Source organism: Ruegeria sp. AI3, from assembly GCF_056541245.1.
In genome coordinates, this window is the sequence record NZ_JBQFYA010000012.1 from 54942 (window position 1) to 73010 (window position 18069).

Below are 18069 nucleotides of genomic sequence, written 5' to 3' on the forward strand. Positions count from 1 at the left end.
TGCAATAAGCACGTTCTAACAACGACCGCCCAAAGGCGTCTGGTGCCAACTCTTAACTAACGCTTTCTTCTTCGAGATGTAGTTTCATCTCAATAAGAACCTGCTGCAAAAGGCTGGTTTCCTTCAGCAGGCGCTTGGCTTCGTTGACGGTAATGATCCCGTCTTCGATGGCCGCCTGATACTCGGTCATCAGCATGGCGAAACGCTGGCTCAGGGCGATGACATCCGCGTTCACACCACCTGTACGCGGAGAATCCGTGTTGCGATCCCCGTAGGACAGAGTGATGTTCTTCAGGTCCGCCAGCGCCGAAGTGACATGCGGATAGTTAGCCGCATTCTCTAGCCGTGCCACTGCGTCAACGGGCATGAACCGATCCGCGTGCTCCGAATTATCCGAATAGTAGCGGCCGAGCGTCGCCTTGGATTTGCCCGTGATCTCACACGCGGCTTCGATCCCGACATCTTTCACCAAGGCTTCGGTGTGTTTCTTAAGATAGGCCCCGATATCTGCCATAGTTCTACCTTTGCTACCTGCACGCGCCGCCCCTTCTATCCGTTTTGGGGGAAAGCATAGGGAAATTTCCCATAACCGAGTCATAATTGAAATGCCATAAATTGACTATCCCTCAGATATGCGAGGGTTTTGTGAGTGAGTGGCGGCCGTTCAGTGCCGGTAATGAGTAATCGTGAGGCAATATTGTTCAGCCTCACTCCGTTTTGGTCACATGTTGACCGATGGCGTCGCTGTTGCATGCGCAAGGTTCCATCCCCAAAGAGCATCTGCTCGGCCTCTGCAATGGTAACGGCGACGTCGCTTCCCCCTGAAAGATTGATGGGTTGTTCGATTGGCGTCGGCGCTTTAGACCCGCCGCATGGCTAAACTGTATTTCAACTACTCGACCATGAATGCGGGCAAATCGACCGTATTGCTGCAGGCCTCGCACAATTACCGTGAGCGCGGCATGAAGACCTATCTGATGACCGCTGCCGTGGACGGGCGCGCTGGTGTGGGGCGGATCGCCTCGCGTATCGGGATTTCCGAAGAAGCCGATACCTTCCGGCCGGACGATGACGTTTTTGCCATGATCGAAACGCGCCAGAAGGCCAATCCGATCGCCTGTGTCTTCGTGGATGAGGCCCAGTTCCTGTCCGAGGATCAGGTCTGGCAACTTGCCCGCGCCGTGGATGACCTGAAGCTCCCGGTGCTGGCTTATGGCTTAAGGGTAGATTTCCAGGGCAAACTCTTCCCCGGCTCAGCAGCCTTACTGGCCTTGGCCGATGAGATGCGCGAGGTCCGCACCATTTGCGAATGCGGACGCAAGGCCACGATGGTGATTCGGCAGGACGTCAATGGCCGCGCGATCACCGAGGGTGCTCAGGTTCAGATTGGCGGGAACGAGACCTATGTCTCGCTCTGCCGCAAACACTGGCGCGAGGCGGTCGGCGACTAGACCGGGTTTGGCAAGTCGCGCCCTTCGACAAAGGCGGCCACATTGTCCAACGCCATATGTCCCATGCCGGTTCGCACCTCTTCGGTGGCGGTACCCAGATGCGGCAGCAAGGTGACGTTCTGCATCTCGCGTAGTGCCTGCGGCACAGCCGGCTCGAACTCGTAAACGTCCAGCCCGGCCCCGGCGATCAGCCCTGCTTGCAGCGCGCTGATCAGAGCGGTCTCATCTACCACCTCACCCCGCGCGATGTTTACCAGAATGGCCGAGGAGTTCATGGCCTCAAGCACTGCGGCATTGATCAGATGGCGTGTCTCAGCCCCGCCCGGAACCGCCAGAACCAGGAAATCGACCGAGGCCGCAAGTGCCAAGAGATCGGGGATGTACTCGGCCTCAAAATCAAGCTGCTTGGCACTACGGGATTGATAAGCGACATGCATGCCGAACCCGAAGTGACAGCGCCGCGCGATGGCCTGCCCGATGCGACCCATGCCGACGATGCCCACGCGCTTGCCCGTCACATGATGCCCCAGCATTTGCGTGGGATGCCAACCCTGCCAGTTGTCAGCCCGCACCAAACGCTCCCCCTCACCCGCGCGGCGCGCGGTCGAGAGTAGCAAGGTCATGGCGATATCGGCGGTCGCATCTGTGACCGCTCCGGGCGTGTTGGTGACGGCGATGCCTAAGGCGCGCGCGGCCTCGACATCGATGTGATTGTAGCCGACGCCGAAATTGGCCAACAGCTTGCAGCGCGGCTCGGGCACTTTGGCGAAGACATCGGCCGAGAACAGGTCGCCCAGAGTGGGCACAACCACGTCATAGTCCTGCAACGCCCCCACCATCTCATCCTTGGAAAGCGGAGTGGTTGCAGGGCGGATCTCAACATCGAACTCGGTAGCGGCCCGTGCTTCGACCGCCGGTGTCATCGGGCGCGTGATCCAGAGTTTCATCAGTGCATCCTTCCGCCAACGGGGACTTTGCCATCCGGGCCGATCAACACGATCTCACCTTTTTCATCCGGCAGGCCAAGGACCAGAACCTCGGACATGAATCTCCCGATCTGGCGTGGCGGGAAGTTGACCACAGCCATCACCTGCTTGCCGATCAGTGTCGACGGATCGTAATGCGCGGTGATCTGGGCCGAGGTTTTGCGCTCACCAATTTCGTCGCCGAAATCGATCCACATCTTGATCGCGGGCTTGCGGGCTTCGGGATAGGGCTCGGCGCGGATGACCTCACCGACGCGGATGTCGACTTTCAGGAAGTCGTCGAAGGAAATCTCACTCACGACCCAACTCCTTTGAACGGTCGGTCGCGGCCTTGACGGCGCGGTGCAATAGATTTGGGAAACCCTCTGCTTCGTGCATCAGAACCTCCAGCGCGGCCTGTGTCGTGCCATTGGGCGAGGTCACGTTGACCCGCAGCTGCGAGGGGTCTTCCTCGGCGGCCATGGCCAAGGCACCGGCGCCGGCGACCGTGGATTTCGCCAGTCTCATGGCCAGCTCATGCGGCAGACCCTGCGCCTGCCCTGCGGCGGCCAGCGTTTCGATCAGGTGGAACACATAGGCTGGGCCTGAGCCGCTGACGCCAGTGACCGCATCTATCTGAGCCTCGTCCGACAGACGCACGGTCTCGCCTATCGCCGAAAGCAAGTTTTCCGCGAGGTCCAAATCGTCACCGGACACATGTGCGTTGCCGATCATCGCCGTGATACCCTGACGGATCGCCGCCGGTGTGTTCGGCATTGCCCGCACAATCGGTGTGCCCTCACCCAGCACGTCCTCAAATGTCGCAATCGAGGTGCCCGCTGCGACGGAAACGAACAGGCTGCCTCCACCACCGAGGGCCTGGATCGCCGGCAGAGCCTCACCCATCATTTGCGGTTTGACGGCCACCAGCACGACTGCGGGGGATTCGGGCAGTGGCGTGTTGATGTTTACGCCCTGCGTTTTCAGCCAGTCCGAGGGGTAAGGATCAATCACCCAAACGGAAGCGGCGGGCAGGCCGTGATCCAGCCAACCCGCCAACATCGCGGACCCCATCTTTCCGCAACCCAATAACACAAGGCCCTGCTCGGCCACGCGCGACATGTCCATCTGTGCCCCTCCCCTATTCAACGGTTCAGGGCAAAGGTTTACGCTCGGCCGTAGGCCTCTGCAATGGCGACTTGCATCGCTTCTTCCGGATCGCGATTGCCCCAGGTGACCAGCTGAATCGCCGGGTAGTAGCGCTCGGCGCTCAGCACCGCAGCGTTGATCATCGTGTCGATCTGATCGGGGCTTGCGGTCTGACCACCGGCCAGAACCAGACCGTAGCGATAGACCATCAGCTTCTGGTTCGCCCAATAGGTAAACGCGCCCGCCCAACACTGATCATTCATCTTGTTGAGCAGCTCATACAGCTCACTCTCACGCTCCGCCGGAGGCTCCATCTCGAATGAGCAAACCATGCGCAGCGTTTCGTCATAGTTGGACCAGGCCAGCGTGATCGAATAGGTCCGCCACTGCCCTTCGACAGCCATGGCGATCTGATCGTCACCGATGCGGTCAAAATCCCAGTCGTGATGCTCGGCCAGATGTTCAACAATATCGATTGGATGAAGGTCTTCTTCGAGAAACTGCTCGGAAAGGGCCATAATGCCACCTCACTACTCTCTAGCATTTCGGGGCTGGCAGCGCCCCAGCGCTAGTTGCCTGCTCTACAAGCCGGGCTTCCCCCGTAGGCCTGTACCAAATATGGTGCGCCGCAAGAGGTGGTCTGGCAACCCCATTTCTTGGGGATAACAGCAATAAGTTGTGGACAGTCGGCAACGACGATCAAAATATTGGCGTCTCGCGCAGCTTTGTCTTGATTAATTTCTGCAAGGCGGCATGATACACAACACCGCACAATCCTACCTTGGATTGCGCGGCTCTAATCTTTTCTTCAAAATCTGGATATGGGCGTTACTTGTCCAGTTTCGCCTCAAGCGCGGCGATGCGCGCCTCAAGCGCGGCGTTCTCTTCACGGGCCTTTTGGGCCATTGCGCGCACAGCGTCGAATTCTTCACGCGTGACGAAATCGCGGTCGGCCAGCCAACGGTCGACCATCGACTTCATCGCATTCTCGGCCTCTTCGCGTGCGCCCTGCGCCACACCCATGGCGTTGGTCATCAGCTGGGAAACGTCGTCGAGGATCTTGTTGCGGGTTTGCATGGCTTTTCTCCGAAATCGCGGTTGTTCCCTATATGGGGAAGGATTGGCGCAGGCTCAAGGTTGACTTGCCCTGCAAACCCCGGGCAATGAGACGCACATGCAGGCTGTTCTGAATTTCCCCGATCTGTCGCCCGAGCTGTTCTCGATCTCACTGTTCGGGATGGAGTTCGCGCTCAGGTGGTACGCGCTGGCATATATTGTCGGCATCCTGATTGCTTGGCGTCTGGCCGTGATGGCCTTGCGGCGTCCGGCTCTGTGGCGCAATCAGACGCCACCCATGAAGCCCGAGCAGTTGGACGACCTTCTGACTTGGATCATTATTGGCGTCATTCTCGGTGGGCGGCTGGGTTTTGTGCTCTTCTATCAACCGGCCTACTACCTGTCGCACCCGGCAGATATCCTGAAGGTCTGGCAAGGCGGCATGGCCTTTCACGGCGGGCTGCTGGGGGTGATCGTCGCCTCATACCTCTATGGTCGCCGTCACAACATTCCGGCCCTGTCGTTGGGCGATCTGGTGGCCTACACCGTCCCGCCCGGTCTGTTGCTGGGGCGGCTTGCCAATTTCATCAACGCCGAGCTTTGGGGCCGACCAAGCGAGCTGCCATGGGCCGTGATCTTTCCCGGCTTCGCAGCGCAGGACTGCCCAGGCGTCGTGGCCGGTATGTGCGCCCGTCACCCCTCGCAACTATACGAGGCGGCGCTTGAGGGTGTCTTATTGGGCGCAGTCCTTTTATGGCTGGCCTACCGGCGCGGCGCGTTCCGGAAACCCGGCCTGATTATGGGCGTTTTCCTCGCAGGCTACGGGGCATCCCGCTTCGTGGTCGAGTTTGTCCGGCAGCCCGACGCGCAGTTCATCTCGCCCGGTAACCCGCTTGGGCTGGCGTGGCATATCGGCGGCTACGGCCTGACAATGGGGCAAATCCTGTCCCTGCCGATGATCGCCTTGGGCCTATGGTTCGCCCTGCGCGCCCGGCGAACGGTATGAGACTGCACGAACTTCTGATCGCCCGAATCCGGCAAGACGGCCCGATGACGCTGGCCGATTACATGACCGAATGCCTGCTACACCCAACTTGGGGCTACTATTCCACGCGCGATCCATTCGGTGCGCAGGGAGATTTTATCACCTCGCCTGAAATCAGTCAGATGTTCGGCGAGTTGATCGGGCTGTCGCTGGCGCAAAGCTGGATAGATCAAGGGCAGCCATCCCCGTTTGCTCTGGCCGAACTTGGACCGGGTCGCGGCACGCTGATGGCGGATATCCTACGGTCGACCCGCTCGGTTCCAGGTTTTCATGATACGGCCAAGGTTGTTCTGCTGGAAGCCTCAGAAACGCTCCGCGACGTACAAAAGGCAACCCTGAAAGATCACAACCCGCAGTGGATCAGCGACGTGGCAGAACTGCCGGACTTGCCGATGTTTCTGGTGGCGAATGAGTTCTTTGACGCCCTCCCCATCCGCCAGTTCCTGCGCGACGGCCCTGCTTGGCGCGAACGATTGATCGGAGAGGCCGATGGCGCGCTGAGTTTTGGCCTTGGCCCCGCTGCGCCGCATACTGCGCTGCAGGACAGGCTGTCCGATACGCGAGACGGGGATCTCGTCGAACTCTGCGCACCTGCCATTCCGATTCTGACCATCCTCGCCAGCCGAATCGCGCAGAACGGAGGGGCAGCTCTGATCGTGGACTATGGTGACTGGCGCTCGCTTGGCGATACGCTTCAGGCCCTAAAGGCGCATGAGCGTGTGGACCCTCTGCAAACTCCCGGTCAGGCAGACCTGACCGCGCATGTGGATTTTGAACCCCTGGCGCTGGCAGCAAAGGCCGCAGGCTGTGCTCATACCCGCCTGACACCACAGGGCATTTTTCTGGAACGTCTGGGAATCACCGCCCGTGCACAGGCTCTGGCCAAGGGTATAGGCGGCTCCAAGCTTGATGAACTGGTGGCCGCACATCGCCGGTTGACGCATCCCGATGAAATGGGAAATCTGTTCAAAGTGCTGGGCCTCTACCCGCCCCAAGCTGCGCCTCCACCGGGACTGGAACCATGACTTTGGAAATTCTCACGTCGGATATGCTGGCCCCCGTAAAACACGGCTTTTTCAGCCGTAGAGGCGGCGCATCCTCGGGTGTCTTTGCGGGATTGAACTGCGGCTATGGCTCGTCCGATCAGACTGAGATCGTCGCCTTGAATCGCCGACGAGTTGCTGACGCGATGGATGTCACGCCCGAGGCGCTGGTTGGCATTCATCAGGTGCATTCGCCCGATGTGCTGACGGTAGATGCGCCCCTTACGGGTGACAAACCCAAGGCGGATGCGCTTGTGACCGCCACGCCCGGGTTGGCGCTGACAATTCTGACCGCGGACTGCCAGCCTGTGCTTTTCTGCGACCCTGACACGAACGTGATCGGCGCCGCCCATGCTGGCTGGCGCGGAGCTTTGGACGGAGTACTAGAGGCCACATTGGACGCGATGGAGGCACTGGGTGCCAGACGCGAAAACACGCGTGCCGTGATCGGGCCATCCATTTCGCAGGCGGCCTATGAGGTCGGCCCCGAGTTTCTGGATGCGTTTATGGCGGAGTCCTCTGAGAACAGCCGATTCTTCGCCAATGGCACCGACGACCGGATGCAATTCGACCTGCCCGCCTTTGGCCTACATAAACTGCGCCAAGCAGGTGTTGGGCAGGCAGAATGGACCCGGCACTGCACTTATTCCGATCCAGATCGTTTTTATTCATACCGCCGGACAACACACGCCAAAGAGGCGGATTACGGGCGTTTGATTTCGGCGATCAGATTGTAGATTAGGCCCCGATTAAGGCAAAACCGCCACCTTTCCGCCACATTTATTGTGTTTATCTGACACAGAATCGTAGTGAATTTTGTGCCAGTACTCAGAAGGTTATCTGTCTTTGCCGACAAATGAATGCTGGCACCTCAAACAGAGGAACCGCCAACCTTTATTCTTTGTCCGTTTTTGATCCCGGTTAAGCCTTATCCCTGCCGCAAACACGCGGCACGTTAAGTCTACACACACGGAATGAGGCTCAGACCTCCGATCGAGCAGGACCAGAAAATGAAACAGAAATCTCGCTTTCTAAGCGCGGTCATTCAGGCCGCACAGGATCCGAAACTGGACATGCCGTGGAAGCGAGTTTCAAGCCATTCTGTCAGGGTTGCCCGCCGTCTCGCGACGCGACGCTGAAACAGAAAGCCAACGGAACCAAGCTGCCGGTTCCATTTGGTCAACGCGCACCGGGTAGTGCTCCGGTCCGGTGAGCGTGGGATGCAACGAAAACTGCATCCTGAGTTCGGAGCGTGTTTGTGGGCATTTTCGCCCGCGCTGTACGAGTTTGTCTGGGGGGTCAATGGATTGACCAATGGAATGCGAAATTGCTTCGCTGTGCGCTACGGCCATCGCCGGTGCCCAGGGGTTACCCATTTATTTCAAGACAAAGAACCGAACCGACAGATGGGCCTGCATGGGGGTATGCCCCGTCTGATCCGGTTCTAAAAGGAACGGAATATTTATGACTATTCCAAAATCACTGGCCATTGCTGCCAGAAATGCTGTCGAAACCTCGGCTTTGCTCCGCGACACTCCGCGGCCGACTACAAAACAGAAAGCCCAGCTGCGCCGTTACGAAGTGAGCGCTTTGCTCAAAAACGGAGACATCGCGCAAACCCGGCATATCGCACCGGCCCTGCCGATGTTCGAGGACGCCTTTTGCGCCTTCTCACGGGGGTCGCTTGTGGAAACCGAACAGGGGCCAATGGCAATCGAGGATCTGCTGCCCGGCGACACGGTACTTACGCAGGACGGGACCTCTGAGACCGTTTTGTGGAAGGGCTCGGTGACGCTGATACCGGGCCGCGAGGACTCCCGCGGGCGCACCCGCCCGCTGACCCGCATCATGGCCGATACATTTGGCATGCAGAAGCCAATGTCCGGTGTGATAGCCGGGCCTGCCGCGCGCCTGCTTGGCACGCCCGCCCATTTGCGACGCCTGCACGGGGGGTCACCGATTCTGACGCCTGTCGCCGAATTTCAGGACGGAATGGGCGTTGTGGAAACAATGCCGCCCACTCCGGTGGAATTGTTTCACATATGCCTGAAAAAACACTCTGTCATACGTGTAGACGGCCTGCCCTTTGAAACCTATCATCCAGGTGCTAATGCGGTTCGCATGATCAGCCATTCGTTACGGTCGATCTATCTGAACCTGTTCGCGCATATCGAATCGTTGAACGATTTCGGCCCGTTGCTTATGCCACGCGCCGGAGACGGAGAGATCGACGCGATATCGGCGTGACGTGTTAACGAGTACTGCAGAGTGGGGGCTTTATGCAGATTTTGATAGGATGGGCTTTGACCCTGGCGGTGGTGGCTATGCTGCCACCTTGCCCAACAGAAACACGACGGATGTGGTTTAGGCCGAGCGGTTCATTCGGTCTTCCAGCACATCGAACGGGACGCCTGGGTCGTCTTTTGCGCCGCGGATAACAAGCGATGTCTTGACGCTGGCCACGTTTGGCGTGGTCAGTAGTTCTCCGGTCAGGAACTGCTGAAAACTGCTGAGGTCGGGCGCGACGCATTTCAGGATGAAGTCGACCTCGCCGTTCAGCATGTGACACTCACGGACCAGCGGCCATAGCCCGCACTGCGCCTCGAACGCGCTGAGTTCCGATTCAGCTTGGCTATCCAATCCAACCATCGCAAAGACCTGAACCTCGAAACCAAGCTCGCGAGCGTTCACTTCGGCGTGGTAGCCGGTGATATAACCCGATTCCTCCAATGTACGGACGCGGCGCAGGCACGGAGGGGCCGAGATACCGACCCTTTTGGCCAGCTCCACATTGGTCATGCGACCGTCCGCCTGCAATTCCGCCAGAATCTTGCGATCAATTTCATCCAGCCGGGTCGTGACCATAAAACGCTCCTGATTTTTCGGTTCTTATATCAGCACCCAGCCCACGCGCAATAATGTTTCGTAGCTGCGCAATTTTCTTTGTTTTCAAATCGCTCATTTGCGCAGAGTCATTCCAATAAGGCATATCAGCTTCCCTTCATGAAGGGGCTTTAAGCCCTGCCCGGCCATCGCTATATCCTTGCGACGGGCAAAAGGCCCAATTCAGGCAGTTCGAGCGGGGGTACCATGGCCGAAACACGACACACCAAGGTTCTGATCATCGGGTCGGGGCCCGCAGGCTATACAGCCGGGGTTTATGCAAGCCGCGCGATGCTGGAACCCATTCTGGTGCAAGGGATCGAGCCCGGCGGCCAGCTGACAACCACCACCGAGGTCGAAAACTGGCCCGGCGACACCGAGGTACAAGGCCCCGATCTGATGGTCCGCATGCAGGACCACGCCAAGGCGATGGGCTGTGAGGTCATCGGCGACATCATCAGTGATCTGGATGTCTCAACACGTCCGTTCACCGCAAAAGGCGACAGCGGCACGGTTTACACTGCTGACGCGGTCATTCTGGCGACCGGCGCACGGGCCAAATGGCTTGGCCTGCCGTCCGAAGAGAAATTCAAAGGCTTCGGCGTCTCGGCCTGCGCGACCTGCGACGGGTTCTTTTATCGCGGGCAGGAGATCGTTGTGATCGGTGGCGGCAACACCGCCGTGGAAGAAGCGCTATTCCTCACCAATTTCGCCAGCAAGGTGACCTTGATCCACCGCCGCGACGAGTTGCGGGCCGAAAAGATCCTGCAGGATCGCCTGATGAAGAATGAAAAGATCGAACCTCTCTGGTTCCATGAACTGGACGAAGTCATCGGGACCGACGCGCCCTTGGGCGTCGAAGGCGTGCGCGTCAAGAACGTGAAAACGGGTGAAATCTCAGAAATCCCGTGCAAGGGCGTTTTTGTCGCCATCGGCCATGCCCCGGCCAACGAGTTGGTCAAGGACACGCTGGAAACCCATATGGGCGGCTATGTCGTAACCAAGCCGGGATCAACCGAGACCTCGGTTCCGGGCGTTTTCGCAGCCGGAGACCTGACAGATCACATCTACCGTCAGGCCGTCACCAGCGCAGGCATGGGCTGCATGGCCGCCTTGGATGCCGAACGCTTCCTGGCCGAACAAGACTGAGGGGCCACAGGGTCAGGCCAGACCGGCTTGACCCTGTCCCCGCGCGGCCTCACACTGGGGCAAAACATGAGGGTCGCGCGTGGTCACAACGGACAACGCTCTTTGGCGTGGCGGGTGGTCAACCCGCCTTAGGATCGGCAGCGGGCTGGTCCTTTTTGTCTTTGCCTTCTTCCATTTTCTGAACATCGGCCTGGGCCTGTTTCACACCGACTATCTGCATGGCATGCAAGATGGTCGAAAGGCCGTCACGCGCCACGACGCCATGAGCGCGCTTCTCTACCTTGCGCTGATCGTGCATTCGGGCCTTGCGCTAACGTCGATCATACAACGACGGACTTTGCGCATGCCGTTCAGCTCGGCCCTGCAGGTCGTGCTGGGGCTGCTGATCCCGATCCAGCTGATTGTCCACATCATTCACACGCGATACGCGCATGAGATCTACGATGTGAATGACGAAATGGGCTATATCATCATCCTGATGTGGCCAAGCTCTGCGATTTGGATGCAAAGCCTTCTGTTGCTGATCGTGTGGGTACATGGCTGCATCGGGTTGCACATGTGGCTGCGGCTGACCCGGTGGTGGGGCAAGACCCTGCCCTACCTGATCGGTATTGCGGTCTTTGTCCCCTGTTTCGCCCTGGCTGGTGTGCTGACCGAGGGGCGCCGGATTTGGGCCGATTTTGCCGATGACTTCCTGCGCGCACAGTATATCGAACACTATAACTGGCCCTCGGCCGAGGCCTTTGAGGCCATGTTCCGCGTCGAAGACAACGCCATGACGGGTTTTTGGGCCGCGCTTGGTGCCACGGCGGCCTTCTATCTTGGCCGCAAGCTGTGGAGACGTCGGCATTCCGTGCAGGTCACCTATGCCCGAGGGCCCGAGGTTTTTGCCGAGAAAGGCATGACGCTGCTTGAGATGTCTCAGGCCAACGGAATTCCGCATGCCGCCCTATGTGGCGGCAAGGGCCGCTGCACCACCTGCCGCGTGATCGTCGAAGATGGCGGAGATCACCTGTCCCCGCCCAGCGAGATCGAAGCCCGCAGTCTGGCCGCTGTTGGGGCCTCGGCCCAGACGCGCCTGGCCTGTCAGATGCGCCCGACCGAGCCGGTAAAGGTCTTTCGTGTTTTCCGTCCCGACGGCAAGCACGACCGGGCTCATGCCAGTCAGGGGCAGGAACGTCAGCTGGCCGTTCTCTTTCTGGACATGCGCGGCTTTACCGCCCGTACCGCTGGGCAATTGCCTTATGACATCGTCTTCCTGTTAAACCGGTTCTTTGACGCGATTGTGCCTTCGATCACCTCCCAGGGCGGGGTCGTCGACAAATATATGGGGGATGGGTTGCTGGCGGTTTTTGACAAACCCGACCCCCAGCAATCCGCCCGATCCGGTCTGCAAGCGGCAATTGAGATCAGCCATGCGCTGGAACAGTTCAACCGACAGCTCTCATCCGAAGACAGCCCGCATATCCGTATCGGCATGGGGCTGCATCTGGGCGATCTGGTGCTTGGGGAAATTGGCGCGGCCGGACATGCCGCGCAAACCATCATCGGCGACGCGGTGAATGTCGCCAGCCGCCTTGAGGCCGAAACAAAACCGCTGGGGGTTGAGCTTCTGGTTTCGGCCGAGCTGCTACAGGCCGCCGAGATGGATATCTCGCGCGACCGCATCCAAAACTTCGAGCTGCGCGGCGTATCCAAGCCCGTTCCAGCCCTGCCGGTGCCCCGCGCCTCGGAATTTGAAAAGGCCTAAGACAACAGGAACACGCATACTTACTGTGGCACATTTGCGCTAGATTACCGGAACTTTGATCGCCGGTTTCCCACCCAATTGGAAAATTCTTCCAATCACAAGAAAAACCGCTCATATCCTCCTTAGTTTTATCTGACCCTGTGGACTCTGACTCAGTGGCGGGGCACATGCCGTTTCAAATGCCAAGATCACACTGGCGCATCATCACATCGACAAGAGAATTCCGATGACAATGTTAAGCAACCTCGCCCCCATTCCCGAACTCTACGTATCTTATGACTCGGCCCAGAAGCTGAAGGTTGAGGCTGCGGATCTGACCAGCCATGACCTGTCTCCGCGCCAGATCTGCGATCTGGAACTGCTGATGAATGGCGGCTTCAATCCGCTGAAAGGGTTTCTGAGCGAAGCCGACTATGACAGTGTGGTCGAGAACATGCGTCTGGCTGACGGCACGCTGTGGCCGATGCCGATCACGCTGGATGTCAGCGAAGAATTCGCCGAAAGCATCGAACTGGGCCAAGACATTGCCCTACGAGACCAAGAGGGCGTGATCCTCGGCACCATGACTGTGACCGACCGCTGGACCCCCGACAAATCGCGCGAAGCCGAGAAGGTCTTTGGCGCGGATGACGATGAGCACCCGGCCGTCAACTACCTGCATAACGTGGCAGGCAAGGTCTATCTGGGCGGTCCCGTTGTCGGCATTCAGCAGCCCGTTCACTATGATTTCCGTGGCCGCAGGGATACTCCGAACGAGCTGCGCGCCTACTTCCGCAAACTGGGCTGGCGCCGCATTGTTGCGTTCCAAACCCGCAACCCACTGCACCGCGCCCACCAGGAACTGACCTTCCGCGCCGCGAAAGAGGCGCAGGCCAACCTGCTGATCCACCCGGTTGTCGGCATGACCAAACCGGGCGACGTGGACCACTTTACCCGCGTGCGCTGCTATGAGGCGGTTCTGGACAAGTACCCGGCCTCAACCACCTCGATGTCGCTGATTAACCTGGCGATGCGCATGGCAGGCCCGCGTGAGGCCGTTTGGCATGGTCTGATCCGCGCCAACCACGGCTGCACTCATTTCATCGTTGGCCGCGACCATGCTGGCCCCGGCAAGAACAGCCAAGGTGAAGATTTCTACGGCCCCTATGACGCGCAGGATCTGTTCCGCAAATACCAAGATGAAATCGGCGTTGAGATGGTCGACTTCAAGCACATGGTCTATGTGCAGGAACGCGCCCAGTACGAGCCGAATGACGAGATCCTCGACAAAGACAATGTAACGATTCTGAACATCTCGGGCACCGAACTGCGCCGCCGTCTGGCCGAAGGTCTGGAAATCCCTGAATGGTTCAGCTTCCCCGAGGTCGTGGCCGAGCTGCGCAAAACCAAACCGCCGCGCAGCCAGCAGGGCTTTACCGTGTTCTTCACCGGCTTTTCGGGTTCGGGAAAATCCACCATCGCCAACGCGCTTATGGTCAAGCTGATGGAGATGGGCGGCCGCCCCGTGACGCTGCTGGATGGCGACATTGTGCGTAAGAACCTGTCGTCCGAGTTGGGGTTCTCGAAGGAACACCGCGATCTGAACATCCGCCGCATTGGTTACGTGGCCTCCGAGATCACCAAGAACGGCGGTATCGCCATCTGTGCGCCGATTGCGCCCTATGCCGCCACCCGTCGGGCCGTGCGCGAAGAGATCGAACAGTTCGGTGCCTTCTGCGAGGTTCACGTGGCCACCAGCATCGAGGAATGCGAACGCCGCGACCGCAAGGGCCTCTATAAGCTGGCCCGTGAAGGCAAGATCAAAGAGTTCACCGGCATCTCGGACCCTTACGACGTGCCCCAGAATCCTGAACTGAGCGTCGAGACCGAGAATGTCGAGGTCGACAACTGCGCGCATCAGGTTCTGCTGAAGCTCGAGAGCATGGGCCTGATCGCTGCGAACTAGGCGGTTGAGCTAAACCAGATTGGAAACGGCCTCCGGTCACCGGGGGCCGTTTTTCGTGCAAAACAACGACCGAGATTGACAAAGATGCGTGGCATTGATGCAGTCGGCCCAGTCAAGTTCGCTACAGTCAATACAAGATGCGCTCTCTTCCTCACATCGCCAGCTTCTGGTTTGGTTCCGATCTCAGCTGGCTTGAGGCGTTATGCATGCAATCGTACCTAGACCACGGCCATTCCTTCACCCTCTATGCGGCTCATGACATCGCGAATATCCCAAATGGCGTCGACCTGCGGCACGCGTCCGAGATACTGTGGCCCGCCCCTTTCGCGTTACGGCCCGAAGACCGGCTGGGCGTCGCGGTTTTTTCCGACATCTTCAGGCTGAGACTATTGGAACGTACAGATTTCATCTGGGTTGATCTGGATGCGCTCTGTCTGAAGCCCTTTGATTTTGCGTCCCCGTATGTCTTTGCCCCTTCTCAATCCGGCAAATTTCCCAATGGGGTGCTCCGCCTGCCCCGAGAATCCCAAACGCTTGCGCAGATGCTGGCATTTGTCACCTCGGCCAACCCGACCCAACCATGGCGCGGGGCCAAGCTGCGCAGGCACAACGAGAAGCGTATCGCGGCGGGTGAGTCCTGGGGGATCGAGGCGCTGCCATGGGGATGCTCCGGCCCCAAGGCGCTGGGGCATTTTCTGTGTGAGACCGGAGAGGACATCCACGCTATGCCTGCTGATACGTTCTACCCCCTAGCAAACGAGGCGTTTTGGAAGCTGCACGACCCAAGGATTCCGCTAAATGCAATAGAACGGGACGGGGTGAATTCCGTGCATGTATTTGGGCATCAGAAGAAATTTATGGCCCAACAGACTGCGGGCCTGCCGGTGCGGGGATCGTTTCTCAGCACGCTATGCGCGCGTCACGGGATTGACCCACAAGACAACCCGATCGCACAGATGGCTTGGATGGGGTTTTAACCGGACGCGCCCGATAGCTCATGCCGCAAAGCCCGCACGGCGCGTTCTTCGAACTGACCGTAATCTGCAGCTGTGCCCTGAATCGCCTTCAGATGGGGCAGACGCCGGGCATAGTCTTCTTCGGATGCAGATTGAATCGCTTCCTGTATATCTGCCTGTGTCTCGCAGAGGATCATCCCCGAAGTGTCCATGAAATCCTCGATATTTGGGCAGCCCCAATAGATCGGAACTGTCGCGCACAGGATCGAGTCGATCAGTTTCTCTGAAAAGTAGTTCCGCTCTCGCACGTTCTCGATCACGACCGAATAGCGGTAAGGGGCCAGACCATCCGACTTCTGGTCGAAAGGCGTGTATCCGCGCCCCATGATATCCACATCTGCCCCGGTTTCGCGGATCCAATCTATCACGTCATGCCGCAGCTGGTGGCCTACGAGGTCCCGCTTGGCCGAGGCAATCAGCGAACAGGATTTTACTTTCTCAGCCTGTAGCTCCTGCCAATCTGGCACCATGGTCACGCCATAGGGCAGAAACACAGCATTGGGCAGGTTTTCCAGCAGAACATCGTGAAACGTGAACACCCGAAAGAACCGCCGCCATGTCAGGCGCAACTGTCGGTCATGTTTGGCGTGGATGGCCGAAGGCTCACCCATCATCAGCGAAATCCGCGCCTTTGTGCCCCGCCGCAACCGCCAGTGAACCGTCGAATTGGGATATATGATCAGATGATCCGTCGGCGCGAGGTCGCCAACTGTTTTGCCCAGCAAACGATCCGGGCAGCCCTCGTGCCAGATCAGCTCGGACAAAGGCACCTCGGCCAGTTTCGGGCCCAGACGGTGGCCGTAGGGTAAAACAGCAATCGCTTGGGTCATTGATCCGTCTCAGGCAAGTCGACCTGTCCGCGCATCAGAACATAGCCTTGCCCCGCCACCTTGATCCCGGTCATGGCATCGCTTGGGCCGACGCGCGTCACCGTTGCTTGCCCCGGACGCCCCATGTCGTGACCCTGTTCAGCGATGAATTGGTCTTTCTCCATAAGCCCGTATTTCCAAAGATAGGCCGCCATCGCGCCCGTCGCAGAACCTGTGAAAGGGTCCTCGGGTGGGCTGGGCGGTGCCAGCAGCAGGCGTGAGAACGTATCCCCTTGTGTCGTCGCTCCCTGCAAGGTGACCAAAAACGGCTCTGCCATATCGGAACCAGAAAATCCCGCTAATGCTGCCACCTCGCGCAAAGGACCTTCGACCAGCCGCGCTGCGCGCAAGGCGTCGTGATCCCGCAGCACGGTGATACAGAACGGCAACCCGGTAGAGACAAATCGCGGCGGAGAAACAATCGCGTCCTCGGGCAACGATATCGCACTGGCGACTAGATCAGCAGGCACATAGGCTCCGAATTCCGGCGCAACCTGCGTCATCTCGATCTCATCACCGTTCAGACGAATGGCAACAAGCCCCGCCCCGGTTTCCAATGTCAGAGAGTCGCCTTCAACCAGACCGCGCGACCGAAGTGCCGCGACCGTTGCGATGGTCGGATGACCGGCAAAGGGGATTTCACGGCTGGCCAGAAAATACCGCACCCGGATATCGGCAACATCCGACTGGCCTGCAAAAGTACACTCGACCAGAGAGGTTTCGCGCACATAGGCCATGCAGACCTCATCCGACAGGTGGGCCGCGCCATGGACTACGGCGCAGCCATTTCCACCAAAGGCTTTGTCAGTAAAGGCATCCACCCAGTCAAAATCGAACCAGCTCATCCACCGTTTCCTTACATGAACATGTCATCCCGGATGCGATCCGGAGCTTGTGCATGTTTCGCTGGTGTCGGGCGGAATGTCACGCGCAAACGCGTGTGGCTGGGGCCGTTCAGTGAACGGCCACCGGCGAGAGGTCATGCTCGCGGGCCAGCACAAAGGCCAGCTTGCGGTCGGCGACAAGCGCCAGTTGCTGCCCGTCTGAGTCATGAACGGCGTAAAGCTGATCCAGATCACCCGCCTGATCGCGCAGATCGCTGGGCAGATCGGCAACCTCAACCGTTTTGACATAGACGATACGATCGCCTTCGGTGTTGATTTCAATCGGTGTGTTCATTGCTCTTACCCCTTCCGTATGTTGATTGTCTGCACCACGGTTTCCGGCACGGCGCGGGTCAGATCCACATGCAGCAGACCGTTCTCCATAATCGCCTCGCCCACCTCGACACCGTCGGCCAGCACGAACATGCGCTGGAATTGACGCGCCGCGATGCCGCGATGCAGAAAGATGCGCCCCTCGCTGTCGTCGCGTTGACGGCCCCGGATCACCAGTTGGCGGTCCTCGATGGTGATCGACAGATCCTCTTCCGCGAACCCGGCCACCGCCAGAGTGATGCGGTAGGAATAGTCCGAGGTCTGTTCGATGTTGTAGGGCGGATATCCTTCATTGCCAGCCTTTGCAGACCGTTCCAGAAGGCGTTCCAATTGCTCGAACCCCAACAGATGCGGGTATGAGCCCAAGGTAAGTTTTGACACGTGTTCTCGTCCTTTTATGTCAAAGCGACGTTTTGGGCGGCCCCATTTCGGCAACCGCACAAGATAGAATATGGGAAGAAACCGGGAAGTCCACAAGGTCTGGCGCGATAACGTCTTGCACACTATCTTGTTGGGGACGCACCACAACAA

21 protein-coding genes are annotated in these 18069 nt (G+C 58.8%); 10 read left to right on the forward strand and 11 right to left on the reverse strand.

Features of this window, described 5'->3' with window-relative positions; all coding sequences use genetic code 11:
- Positions 1–52: 52 nt before the first annotated feature.
- Positions 53–514: a hypothetical protein gene (locus ACRZ95_RS17295; RefSeq protein WP_170374695.1), complete on the reverse strand. Its 462-nt coding sequence runs from the start codon at positions 512–514 to the stop codon at positions 53–55.
- Positions 515–872: 358 nt separating this feature from the next.
- Here ACRZ95_RS17295 and ACRZ95_RS17300 point away from each other — a divergent pair, with 358 nt between their 5' ends.
- Positions 873–1451 carry a thymidine kinase gene (locus tag ACRZ95_RS17300; protein WP_170680388.1) on the forward strand — a complete coding sequence of 193 codons (579 nt, stop codon included), beginning with the start codon at positions 873–875 and terminating at the stop codon, positions 1449–1451.
- Here ACRZ95_RS17300 and ACRZ95_RS17305 read toward each other — a convergent pair.
- The 5 genes from ACRZ95_RS17305 to ACRZ95_RS17325 all read right to left on the reverse strand — a co-directional run bounded on the left by ACRZ95_RS17305 (position 1448) and on the right by ACRZ95_RS17325 (position 4642).
- Positions 1448–2398: a 2-hydroxyacid dehydrogenase gene (locus tag ACRZ95_RS17305; protein ID WP_170680386.1), complete on the reverse strand. Its 951-nt coding sequence runs from the start codon at positions 2396–2398 to the stop codon at positions 1448–1450. The genes ACRZ95_RS17300 and ACRZ95_RS17305 overlap by 4 nt on opposite strands.
- Complete coding sequence (locus tag ACRZ95_RS17310; RefSeq protein WP_170680384.1) at positions 2398–2736, reverse strand: tRNA-binding protein; 339 nt, start codon at positions 2734–2736, stop codon at positions 2398–2400. The genes ACRZ95_RS17305 and ACRZ95_RS17310 overlap by 1 nt, the downstream gene beginning before the upstream one ends.
- A complete protein-coding gene (proC, locus tag ACRZ95_RS17315; RefSeq protein WP_170680382.1) occupies positions 2729–3544 on the reverse strand; it encodes a pyrroline-5-carboxylate reductase in 816 nt (271 codons plus the stop codon). Before proC ends, ACRZ95_RS17310 begins: the two co-directional genes overlap by 8 nt.
- A 38-nt stretch (positions 3545–3582) precedes the next feature.
- Positions 3583–4083, reverse strand: coding sequence for a type III secretion system chaperone family protein (locus ACRZ95_RS17320; RefSeq protein WP_170468281.1), 501 nt, complete (start codon positions 4081–4083; stop codon positions 3583–3585).
- 310 nt (positions 4084–4393) lie between these two features.
- Positions 4394–4642, reverse strand: a complete 249-nt coding sequence (locus ACRZ95_RS17325) for an accessory factor UbiK family protein (RefSeq protein WP_120632035.1) — start codon at positions 4640–4642, stop codon at positions 4394–4396.
- 97 nt (positions 4643–4739) lie between these two features.
- Here ACRZ95_RS17325 and lgt point away from each other — a divergent pair, with 97 nt between their 5' ends.
- The 5 genes from lgt (at position 4740) to ACRZ95_RS17350 (ending at position 8956) form a co-directional block, all read left to right on the forward strand.
- A complete protein-coding gene (gene lgt / locus ACRZ95_RS17330; RefSeq protein WP_170680380.1) occupies positions 4740–5627 on the forward strand; it encodes a prolipoprotein diacylglyceryl transferase in 888 nt (295 codons plus the stop codon).
- Complete coding sequence (locus tag ACRZ95_RS17335) at positions 5624–6691, forward strand: SAM-dependent methyltransferase (RefSeq protein ID WP_170680378.1); 1068 nt, start codon at positions 5624–5626, stop codon at positions 6689–6691. Before lgt ends, ACRZ95_RS17335 begins: the two co-directional genes overlap by 4 nt.
- Positions 6688–7446 carry a peptidoglycan editing factor PgeF gene (gene pgeF / locus ACRZ95_RS17340; RefSeq protein WP_170680376.1) on the forward strand — a complete coding sequence of 253 codons (759 nt, stop codon included), beginning with the start codon at positions 6688–6690 and terminating at the stop codon, positions 7444–7446. The genes ACRZ95_RS17335 and pgeF overlap by 4 nt, the downstream gene beginning before the upstream one ends.
- Before the next feature lie 273 nt (positions 7447–7719).
- Entirely contained in the window at positions 7720–7848 is a 129-nt protein-coding gene (locus ACRZ95_RS17345) for a hypothetical protein (RefSeq protein WP_256439789.1), read from the forward strand.
- A 325-nt stretch (positions 7849–8173) separates the two neighbouring features.
- Positions 8174–8956, forward strand: a complete 783-nt coding sequence (locus ACRZ95_RS17350; protein WP_170468290.1) for a Hint domain-containing protein — start codon at positions 8174–8176, stop codon at positions 8954–8956.
- Positions 8957–9073: 117 nt separating this feature from the next.
- Here ACRZ95_RS17350 and ACRZ95_RS17355 read toward each other — a convergent pair whose 3' ends face one another.
- Entirely contained in the window at positions 9074–9574 is a 501-nt protein-coding gene (locus ACRZ95_RS17355) for an Lrp/AsnC family transcriptional regulator (protein WP_170637470.1), read from the reverse strand.
- Positions 9575–9799: 225 nt separating this feature from the next.
- Between ACRZ95_RS17355 and trxB the strand changes: the two genes are divergently transcribed.
- From trxB to ACRZ95_RS17375, 4 genes are all read left to right on the forward strand, one after another.
- Complete coding sequence (gene trxB / locus ACRZ95_RS17360) at positions 9800–10741, forward strand: thioredoxin-disulfide reductase (protein ID WP_170680375.1); 942 nt, start codon at positions 9800–9802, stop codon at positions 10739–10741.
- 79 nt (positions 10742–10820) lie between these two features.
- On the forward strand, positions 10821–12491 hold the full coding sequence (locus ACRZ95_RS17365) for an adenylate/guanylate cyclase domain-containing protein (protein ID WP_480555304.1): 1671 nt from the start codon (positions 10821–10823) through the stop codon (positions 12489–12491).
- Between the two features lie 226 nt (positions 12492–12717).
- Positions 12718–14436: a bifunctional sulfate adenylyltransferase/adenylylsulfate kinase gene (locus ACRZ95_RS17370; RefSeq protein WP_170680374.1), complete on the forward strand. Its 1719-nt coding sequence runs from the start codon at positions 12718–12720 to the stop codon at positions 14434–14436.
- 206 nt (positions 14437–14642) lie between these two features.
- On the forward strand, positions 14643–15413 hold the full coding sequence (locus tag ACRZ95_RS17375) for a hypothetical protein (RefSeq protein WP_480555306.1): 771 nt from the start codon (positions 14643–14645) through the stop codon (positions 15411–15413).
- On the opposite strand, the gene ACRZ95_RS17380 is transcribed toward ACRZ95_RS17375, so the two are convergent.
- From ACRZ95_RS17380 to ACRZ95_RS17395, 4 genes are all read right to left on the reverse strand, one after another.
- On the reverse strand, positions 15410–16282 hold the full coding sequence (locus ACRZ95_RS17380) for a glycosyltransferase family 10 domain-containing protein (RefSeq protein WP_170680372.1): 873 nt from the start codon (positions 16280–16282) through the stop codon (positions 15410–15412). The genes ACRZ95_RS17375 and ACRZ95_RS17380 overlap by 4 nt on opposite strands.
- Positions 16279–17166, reverse strand: a complete 888-nt coding sequence (locus ACRZ95_RS17385; protein WP_170680371.1) for a PhzF family phenazine biosynthesis protein — start codon at positions 17164–17166, stop codon at positions 16279–16281. Before ACRZ95_RS17385 ends, ACRZ95_RS17380 begins: the two co-directional genes overlap by 4 nt.
- Positions 17167–17275: 109 nt before the next feature.
- The gene (locus ACRZ95_RS17390) at positions 17276–17500 is read right to left on the reverse strand and encodes a DUF1150 family protein (protein WP_170374662.1); all 225 of its coding nucleotides are present in this window, start codon (positions 17498–17500) and stop codon (positions 17276–17278) included.
- 5 nt (positions 17501–17505) lie between these two features.
- Positions 17506–17919 (reverse strand): Hsp20 family protein, encoded by a 414-nt coding sequence (locus ACRZ95_RS17395; protein WP_170374660.1) that lies wholly within the window; start codon positions 17917–17919, stop codon positions 17506–17508.
- Positions 17920–18069 lie beyond the last annotated feature (150 nt).

What these genes read in the sequence shown, in the direction of transcription:
- ACRZ95_RS17325 (WP_120632035.1), bottom strand. Translation starts at nt 4,642, where the DNA reads ATGCAAACCCGCAACAAGATCCTCGACGACGTTTCCCAGCTGATGACC.
- ACRZ95_RS17320 (WP_170468281.1), bottom strand. Translation starts at nt 4,083, where the DNA reads ATGGCCCTTTCCGAGCAGTTTCTCGAAGAAGACCTTCATCCAATCGAT.
- ACRZ95_RS17385 (WP_170680371.1), bottom strand. Translation starts at nt 17,166, where the DNA reads ATGAGCTGGTTCGATTTTGACTGGGTGGATGCCTTTACTGACAAAGCC.
- ACRZ95_RS17305 (WP_170680386.1), bottom strand. Translation starts at nt 2,398, where the DNA reads ATGAAACTCTGGATCACGCGCCCGATGACACCGGCGGTCGAAGCACGG.
- ACRZ95_RS17345 (WP_256439789.1), top strand. Translation starts at nt 7,720, where the DNA reads ATGAAACAGAAATCTCGCTTTCTAAGCGCGGTCATTCAGGCCGCACAG.
- trxB (WP_170680375.1), top strand. Translation starts at nt 9,800, where the DNA reads ATGGCCGAAACACGACACACCAAGGTTCTGATCATCGGGTCGGGGCCC.
- ACRZ95_RS17350 (WP_170468290.1), top strand. Translation starts at nt 8,174, where the DNA reads ATGACTATTCCAAAATCACTGGCCATTGCTGCCAGAAATGCTGTCGAA.
- pgeF (WP_170680376.1), top strand. Translation starts at nt 6,688, where the DNA reads ATGACTTTGGAAATTCTCACGTCGGATATGCTGGCCCCCGTAAAACAC.
- proC (WP_170680382.1), bottom strand. Translation starts at nt 3,544, where the DNA reads ATGGACATGTCGCGCGTGGCCGAGCAGGGCCTTGTGTTATTGGGTTGC.
- ACRZ95_RS17355 (WP_170637470.1), bottom strand. Translation starts at nt 9,574, where the DNA reads ATGGTCACGACCCGGCTGGATGAAATTGATCGCAAGATTCTGGCGGAA.
- ACRZ95_RS17300 (WP_170680388.1), top strand. Translation starts at nt 873, where the DNA reads ATGGCTAAACTGTATTTCAACTACTCGACCATGAATGCGGGCAAATCG.
- ACRZ95_RS17335 (WP_170680378.1), top strand. Translation starts at nt 5,624, where the DNA reads ATGAGACTGCACGAACTTCTGATCGCCCGAATCCGGCAAGACGGCCCG.
- ACRZ95_RS17375 (WP_480555306.1), top strand. Translation starts at nt 14,643, where the DNA reads ATGCAATCGTACCTAGACCACGGCCATTCCTTCACCCTCTATGCGGCT.
- ACRZ95_RS17380 (WP_170680372.1), bottom strand. Translation starts at nt 16,282, where the DNA reads ATGACCCAAGCGATTGCTGTTTTACCCTACGGCCACCGTCTGGGCCCG.
- ACRZ95_RS17390 (WP_170374662.1), bottom strand. Translation starts at nt 17,500, where the DNA reads ATGAACACACCGATTGAAATCAACACCGAAGGCGATCGTATCGTCTAT.
- ACRZ95_RS17370 (WP_170680374.1), top strand. Translation starts at nt 12,718, where the DNA reads ATGACAATGTTAAGCAACCTCGCCCCCATTCCCGAACTCTACGTATCT.
- ACRZ95_RS17295 (WP_170374695.1), bottom strand. Translation starts at nt 514, where the DNA reads ATGGCAGATATCGGGGCCTATCTTAAGAAACACACCGAAGCCTTGGTG.
- lgt (WP_170680380.1), top strand. Translation starts at nt 4,740, where the DNA reads ATGCAGGCTGTTCTGAATTTCCCCGATCTGTCGCCCGAGCTGTTCTCG.